The following is a 7,252-nucleotide window of genomic DNA, read 5'->3' as shown; positions in this document are numbered from 1 at the left end:
CGGGCATCCTCGGATGAGTCAACGACTGCGACCACGCGGGCATTTAGCGTGAGTCAACTCGCGGATTTCGGTTCCCGGCGGGGATGCGTGTATCGTTCCGGGTCGCAGGACGGCCTCCCCTGGCCGCCCTCGCACCACTCGTCCGGGTGGCGGAATTGGCAGACGCGCTAGCTTGAGGTGCTAGTGCCCTTATTGGGCATGGGGGTTCAAGTCCCCCCTCGGACACACATGGTCGGCCCCGAGCCGTCCCTCGAGGTGCCCGAAGCTCCCGCCCGGTGACGTTCCGGCCGGGAGCTTTCGTCGTCCCCCGGGTCGGCCGCGCCAGCGTCAGGGACCATCCGCGGGTCCGGAACGGGCGAGGTCCTCGAGCACGCGGCCGAGCAGCTGCACTGCCTGACGCTGCTCGGGCTCGCTCAGCGCCCCGAGCCACTGCGTGACGGCGAGTCGGTCGTCGAGGTCGCGCCTCGTGAAGACCTCGCCGACGCGCGAGGTCACGGCGAGGCGGCGCACCCGGCGGTCGTCCCCGTCGTGCCGCACCTCGACCAGGCTCTTGCGCTCCAGGACGGCGACGACCTGACGCGCGTTCTGGTGAGAGGTGCCGAGTGCTCGAGCGGTCTCCCCGAGGGTGGGCGCACGCTCGCTCTCCTCGACGAAGGTGAGCACCGCCGCCTGCTGGGTGGTGAGGTCGAGCTCGGCCAACCGCTGGTCCATCCTCGTGCGCAGGTGGGTCGCCAGGACGAGGACGGTGCGGAAGAGCTGCACGGAGGGCTCGGAACCGAGCGCGGGATTGACGTCCGGGGGCATAGGTAATATCTTACATAGATTCCCAGAAGGCGGCGACGATGATCCTGCTCCTCCCACATGCCCTCTTCCTCTCCGAGGTCTCGAGGGCCGTGCAGATCGCCATGGCCCTGCGCGACCGCGGCATCCCCGTCGCCTTCGGCAGCCGCGGTGGCAGCTACGCCCACCTCATCGAGGCGGCCGGCTTTCCCGTGTCGCGGCTCGAGCCGGGCCTCACCCCCGAGATGGAGCAGTCGTTCCTCGAGGCGATCCTCGCCATGGGACCACGCACCAGCCGGGACTTCTACACCGACACCGAGCTGGTCGCCGCCGTCGACGCCGAGGTCGCCCTCATCCAGGAGGTTCGTGCCGACCTCGTCATCACCGGGTTCACCCTCTCCGCGTACCTCTCGACCCGGGTCGCCGGGGTGCCCCTGGCGACGGACCACGGTGGCTCGTTCGTGCCGCCCGTGCTGGCCCACGGGCTCTGCCCGGTCGCGGTCAACCCGCCGGACCCCAACCTCGCGAAGCTCCCTCACCGCGTGCAGCACTGGATCGCGAACCGGGCCCCCGCCCTCATCCGCGGGCCGGTCGCGCAGCTGAACCGGCACGCCGCGCAGCGGGGGGTCGACCCGCTGCCGCGCCTCCTGGGGCTGATGTGCGGCGACCTCACCCTCGTCACGGACCTGCCGGCGGTCCTCGGGCTGAGCGAGCACGAGCTGGAGCGCTGGGAGCCGCGGTGGCCCTTCCGGCTGCGACCGGGAACGACCTTCCGGTTCACCGGGCCGCTCTTCGCCCACCTCGACCTGCCCGTTCCCCCCGCGGTCGACGAGTTCCTCGACGGCGACGACCCGGTCGTCTACGTCGCGCCGACCTCGGTGAGCGAGCCGCTCCTCCGCTCGATCGTCGAACGCACTCGCGAGACCGGTCACCGGGTGCTCGTCGCGGCGACCGTCCACGACCTGACCGACCTGGCCGACGACCGCACCCTCGTCTGCGGCATCCTCCCGAACCACGAGGTCATGCCGCGCGTGGCCGCCGCCGTCATCATGGGCGGGCAGGGCAGCGTGCAGACCGCCATCGCCTCCGGCACCCCCTTCGTCGGCCTCCCGTACCACGGGGAGCAGGAGCTCAACGTCGCGGTCGCCGAGCGCCTCGGCATGGCGATCCGGATGTCTCCCGGCGAGGTGACGACCCCGGCCCTCACCGACGCGGTCGCCCGCCTCCTCACCCAGCCCCGCTACGGCGCAGCCGCCCGCTCGGCGGCCGGCCTCTACGCGGATGTCGACGGCGCTGCGCTCGCCGCCGACGTCATCCTCGCGTGGCTCGCCGAGCGCGCGGCAGAACGAGCAAAGGCACCCGCCTGACGCACACCGACAGCCTCACCGTCGCAGGGGTGCTCGCCGCACGTAGTGGCCCCGGCCCGGTTCGACGTCGGCCGGCTCGCCGTCGCGAGCGACGACGCGCCCGCGGCTCAGGGTCAGTGCGGGCCAGCCGGCGACCTGAAGGCCCTCGTAGGCGCTGTGGTCGCAGCGCGAGTGCAGGCGCACGGCATCCAGACGGCGGGTCGCCGACGGGTCGAAGACCACGAGGTCCGCGTCCAGGCCCGGCTGCACCGCACCCTTGACGTGGTCCAGGCCGAAGAGCCGGGCCGGTGCCCCGGACGTGACCTCGACCCACTGCTCGAGCGTCAGCCGCCCGTCGAGCACTCCCTGGTAGACGAGCGACAGCCGGGTCTCGACCCCGCTCAGACCCCCCGGGATCTGCCGGAAGTCCGCCCAGGCACCGCCGGCGGTCCCCCGTCGCCGGTCGGCGGTCGTGAAGGGGCAGTGGTCCGTCCCCACCACCTCGACGTCCCCGGCGCCGAGAGCCTGCCACAGCGCCGCCCGGTCCGCCGCCTCGCGCAGTGGCGGGGCGCAGACGAAGTCCTGCTCCCCCGCCTCGAGGTGCGACTGGTCGAGGTGGAGGTAGTGCGGGCACGTCTCGGCATGGATGTCGGCACCACGAGCCCTCGCCGCGCGAACGGCCTCCAGCCCGGCCGCGCTCGAGAGGTGGACGACGTACAGCCAGGCCCCCTGCGCGAGCGCCAGCTCCCCGACCCGCCGAACCGCGGAGGCTTCGACCGACGGCGGCCGGACCGACGGCACGGCCTCCGGCCCCGTCCTCCCGGCCGCGAGCGCCGCCGCCGCGAGGGCCTCGACGGTGGTGCCGTCCTCGGCGTGCACGCACACCCGCACCCCGGTGAGCCGGGACGCCGCCAGCGCCCGCCCGAGGGTCTCGTCGTCCACCATGAGCCGGTCGGGGTACGCCATGTAGAGCTTGACGCTCGTGACCCCCTCCTCGACGAACCGCTCGAAGCGGCGCACGGCGTCGTCGAGGCGCTCCGGCAGCTCGGTGATGGTGAGGTGGAACCCGTAGTCGACGACCGCTCGGCCCCGAGCGCGACCGTGCCACGTCGCCAGCGCCTCCTCCCACGGCTCGCGGCCCGCGCCGGCGAAGTCGACGACGCACGTCGTGCCGCCGCACGCCGCCGCCACCGTGCCCGACTCGAAGTCGTCGGCCGACGTCACCGCGCCCACGGGAAGGGCGAGGTGGGTGTGGACGTCGATGCCGCCCGGGACGACGTACGAGCCGCTCGCGTCGACGACGTCGGCCCCGGCCTCCGCACCGGCCCGGGCGAGGTCCGGCCCGACGGCGGCGATCCGCCCGTCGCGGACGAGCACGTCCGCGCGGCGTCGGCCGACGGCATCCACGACGGTGCCACCGCGCAGCACGAGCGGACGGTCCACGGCGGCCGCTAGGCGTGCAGGGCCCGCCACACCCGCTCGGGCGTGAGCGGGAGCGCGTTGACGGCGACACCGGTCGCGTCGAGAATCGCGTTGCGCACGGCGGGGGCCACGCCGTCGATCGCGATCTCGCCGACCGACTTCGCCCCGAACGGCCCGCTCGCCTCCATCGTCTGCACGAGGAACACCTCCATCGGCGGGGTGTCGTCGGACCGGAAGATCCAGTACGGCCCGAACTGGGCGTTGACGGCGCGCCCGAGCTCGTCGAGGACGACCTCCTCGGTGAGGGCGTACCCGAGGGCCTGCACCATCGCGCCCTCGACCTGCCCACTCGCGGTCGTCGGGTTGATCGCGACGCCGCAGTCGACGGCCATGACGAGCCTGACGACCGTGACCTGCCCGGTGTCGACGTCGACCTCGATCTCGGCCATCTGCGCGGCGAAGGGCGGCGGCGACACGCCCGAGACGTGGGAGGCCGTCGCCATGATCTGCTCCTGGTCCTCGACGTGGAGGGAGTGCAGCGCGACGTCCTCGAGCGAGACCGACCGCCCGTCGGGTGCCCACGCGCGCCCGTCGTGCAGCCGGATGCCGGCCGCGCCGTCCGTGCCCGCCGCACCGTCGGGGTAGAGCAGGCGGGCGGCCCGCACCGTGATCCTGGCGGCGACGGTCTCGGCCGCCTTCTTGACCGCCCCCCCGGAGATGTACGTCGTGCTGTCGGCGTACGCCCCGACGTCGAACGGCGTGAGGTCGGTGTCGGCCGCGTAGACGACGACGTCGTCCGCCTGCACGCCGAGCACCTCGGCGGCGATCTGCGCGAGGACCGTGTCGGCGCCGGTGCCGAGGTCGGTGGCCCCGACGAGGAGGTTGAACGACCCGTCGTCGTTCATCTTGATCGAGGCGCCGCCCATGTCGAGGTTCGGGATTCCGGTGGCCTGCATGCACAGGGCGAACCCGATGCCGCGCCGGAGGTGCGGCCGGTCGGCGGGCTGCCTCCACGCCGGGTCGTCCCTGCGCTCCCAGCCGATGGCGCGCCGGGCCTGCGCGACGCACTCGTCGGTGGCACAGGTGGTGACGCGCGGCATCCCCTCCGCCCCGACGTCCATGGCGCCGCGCTCGCCGAGCGCCGGGAGGATGTCGATGGGGTCACCGGTGCGCACCCAGTTCCGGCGCCGCAGCTCGATGGGGTCCAGGTCGAGCTCGCGGGCGATGTCGTCCATGTGCGACTCGAGGGCGAAGAGCGCCTGCGGGGCGCCGTAGCCGCGGAACGCCCCGGCCACCGGCCGGTTCGTGTAGGCGACGTCGGCCGTGTAGCGCTTGGCCGGGCAGTTGTACTCCGACAGCCCGCGCTGGCCGGCGACCGACTGCACGGTGAGGCCGTGCGTCGCGTACGGCCCGGTGTTGCCGACGACGTGGAGGTCCTGGGCGAGCAGCCGGCCCTCCGCGTCGACGCCGGTGCGGAAGGTCAGGGTCTGCGCGTGGCGGATCCGCGAGGAGACGAACTCCTCCTCACGGGTCAGCTCGAGGCGCACCGGGCGCCGGGTGGCCAGCGCGAGGTGGCCGACGACGTCCTCGAGGAGCATCTCCTGCTTGCCGCCGAACCCGCCCCCCATCCGCGGCTTGATGACGCGGATCCGCTTGACCGGCAGCCCGAGCACCGGCGCGACCATCCGTCGGGCGTGGAAGGGCACCTGGGTCGAGCTGCGCAGCACGAGCCGCTCGTCCTCGTCGAGCCACCCGATGCAGATGTGCGGCTCGATGGGGCACTGCTGCTGCTGCTGGACGTGGAAGGTCTGCTCGAAGACGTGCTCCGCCGCGTCGAAGGCCGCGGCGAGGGCGTCGTCCGGCACCGTCTGGCCGACGATGTGGTGGCTCGTGTTGCGGGCGGCGTCGTGGATGCCGTCGGTGTCACCCTCGTCGTGGATGACCGGCGCGCCCGGTGCGATCGCCTCGACCTCGTCGAAGACGGCCGGGAGGACCTCGTAGGTCACGTCGAGGAGCCGGCAGGCCTGCTCGGCCAGCTCGACCGTCTCGGCGGCGACGGCGGCGACCCGGTCGCCGACGTGGCGCACCTTGTCGTCGAAGCTCACCTGGTCCCACGGTCGGGGGTTCGGCCAGCTCTGGCCGCCGGACGCGTACTTGACCCGGGGGGTGTTGAACGCGTGGAGGACGGCGTGGACGCCGGGAAGGGCCCGCGCGCGCGAGTCGTCGATGGCGAGGATGCGGGCGTGGGCGTGCGGGCTGCGCAGCACCTTCGCATACAGCATCCCGCGCAGCTCGATGTCGTCGACGAAGGCGGGGCGCCCCTTGACGAGCCTGACGCCGTCGACCTTGGGCGCCGAGGTGCCGACGACCCGGGTCGGCGGGACGTCCGGTGACGGCACGAGGCGGGGACGGGCGAGCGGGGCGTCGGGCACGGCATCCGGCGCGGGCACGGCATCCGGCGTCGTGGCTCCCTCGAGGGGCGGGACGATGACGGGCTCCATCGGCTCGGGGGTCTCGCCCCGCAGCAGGGCCGCGGCGCGATGCACCGCGTCGACCACCTTCACGTAGCCGGTCTCGCGGTCGAGGATGCCGGAGAGGGCGTCGCGGATCTCGTGCTCGGAGGGGTCGGGCACCCGCTCGAGGAGCGCCCGGGTCGCGAGCACCATGGCCCCCGCCGAGTAGCCGGACTGCAGGGCCCCCGACTCGACGAACGCGGCCTGGATCGGGTGCAGCTCACCGGTGGCGACGTCGAGGGACTCCAGGGTCGTCACCTCGTGGCCACCCGCCTGGGCCGCGAGGAGCACGTCGGCCGCGACGAGGCGACCGTCGACGAGCACCGCCGCGGCCCCGGTCTCCCCCGTCTCGGACCCGTAGCGCACGCTGAAGCAGCCGAGGCGGCGCAGCACGGTGAGCAGCGAGTCACCGGGCGCGCAGGTGACGCGCCGCGGCATCCCGTTGAGGGTGAGCTCGACGTCCGTCATGCGATCGCCTCCACGGCTCGGGCCAGGAGCACCTCGGCGAGGGCCCTGCGGTAGTCACCGGCCCCCCGGAAGTCGCCCGGCGGGTCGGGCACGGCGCCGGGTTCGACGAGCACGGGGGTCGCGGCGACGCCGGTGAGCGCGAGGAGCCGGCCACCGTCGCTCGCGCGCGCGGCGGCCGCGACGATGGCACGGTCGGCCGGGGTGCGAGCCGTGCGGAACACCGCGGCGGGGCCGCTCGTCCGGATCGTGACCGCGGTGAGGAGGCTCGCCGCCGGCAGCGGCAGGTCGGCGAGGACCTGGGCGAGCGGCACGGCCTCGGTGGTCTCCCGGGTGCGCAGGTGGACGACCGCCTCGTGGACGAGCAGGGCCGCGAGCAGCTCGCTCTCCGGGTGCCCCGTGGCGAGGCATCCTCCGACCGTGCCCTGGGCGCGCAGCGTGCTCGGGTGCTCGCGGCGTGCGGCCTCGCGGACCACGTCCGGGACACCGTCGCCGTCGGCGAGGTGCTGCAGGGTCGTCATCGCCCCGATCGTCAGCTCGTCCCCCGCCCCCGCCCGGAAGCCGGCGAGGTCGAGGGCCTGGAGGTCGACGACCTCGACCTCCTCGTGCGTGCGCTCCCCGCCCAGCCGCGTTCCACCGGCGAGGGCCACCGCCCCGGGACGCTCCAGCAGCTCCAGGGCCTGCGCGACGGACGACGGGCGCCAGTAGGCGGTGGTGGTCACGACC

The 7,252-nt window shown here is 74.0% G+C and carries 5 protein-coding genes and 1 tRNA gene; 2 read left to right on the top strand and 4 right to left on the bottom strand.

Translation table 11 applies throughout. From position 1 onward, the window contains the following. The first annotated feature begins 140 nt into the window (after window positions 1–140). A tRNA-Leu gene (locus ABD899_RS06845) sits at window positions 141–225 on the top strand. Window positions 226–327: 102 nt separating this feature from the next. Here the strand turns inward: ABD899_RS06845 and ABD899_RS06840 are convergent. Continuing rightward, window positions 328–804 (bottom strand): MarR family winged helix-turn-helix transcriptional regulator, encoded by a 477-nt coding sequence (locus ABD899_RS06840; RefSeq protein ID WP_345203880.1) that lies wholly within the window; start codon window positions 802–804, stop codon window positions 328–330. A 38-nt stretch (window positions 805–842) separates the two neighbouring features. On the opposite strand from ABD899_RS06840, the gene ABD899_RS06835 reads away from it, so the two are divergent. Continuing rightward, the gene (locus tag ABD899_RS06835; RefSeq protein WP_345203878.1) at window positions 843–2,147 is read left to right on the top strand and encodes a nucleotide disphospho-sugar-binding domain-containing protein; all 1,305 of its coding nucleotides are present in this window, start codon (window positions 843–845) and stop codon (window positions 2,145–2,147) included. A 15-nt stretch (window positions 2,148–2,162) separates the two neighbouring features. On the opposite strand, the gene hydA is transcribed toward ABD899_RS06835, so the two are convergent. The 3 genes from hydA to ABD899_RS06820 are packed head-to-tail and all read right to left on the bottom strand — an operon-like array spanning window position 2,163 to window position 7,248. Further along, window positions 2,163–3,569: a dihydropyrimidinase gene (gene hydA, locus ABD899_RS06830; RefSeq protein WP_345203876.1), complete on the bottom strand. Its 1,407-nt coding sequence runs from the start codon at window positions 3,567–3,569 to the stop codon at window positions 2,163–2,165. A gap of 8 nt (window positions 3,570–3,577) precedes the next feature. Beyond that, window positions 3,578–6,529 carry a molybdopterin-dependent oxidoreductase gene (locus ABD899_RS06825; protein ID WP_345203873.1) on the bottom strand — a complete coding sequence of 984 codons (2,952 nt, stop codon included), beginning with the start codon at window positions 6,527–6,529 and terminating at the stop codon, window positions 3,578–3,580. Then, window positions 6,526–7,248, bottom strand: coding sequence for an FAD binding domain-containing protein (locus ABD899_RS06820; protein ID WP_345203871.1), 723 nt, complete (start codon window positions 7,246–7,248; stop codon window positions 6,526–6,528). The genes ABD899_RS06825 and ABD899_RS06820 overlap by 4 nt, the downstream gene beginning before the upstream one ends. Window positions 7,249–7,252: the final 4 nt, after the last annotated feature.

This window comes from Fodinibacter luteus, assembly GCF_039541575.1.
Lineage (GTDB): Bacteria > Actinomycetota > Actinomycetes > Actinomycetales > Dermatophilaceae > Fodinibacter > Fodinibacter luteus.
This window is presented reverse-complemented; position numbering and strand designations above follow the sequence as displayed.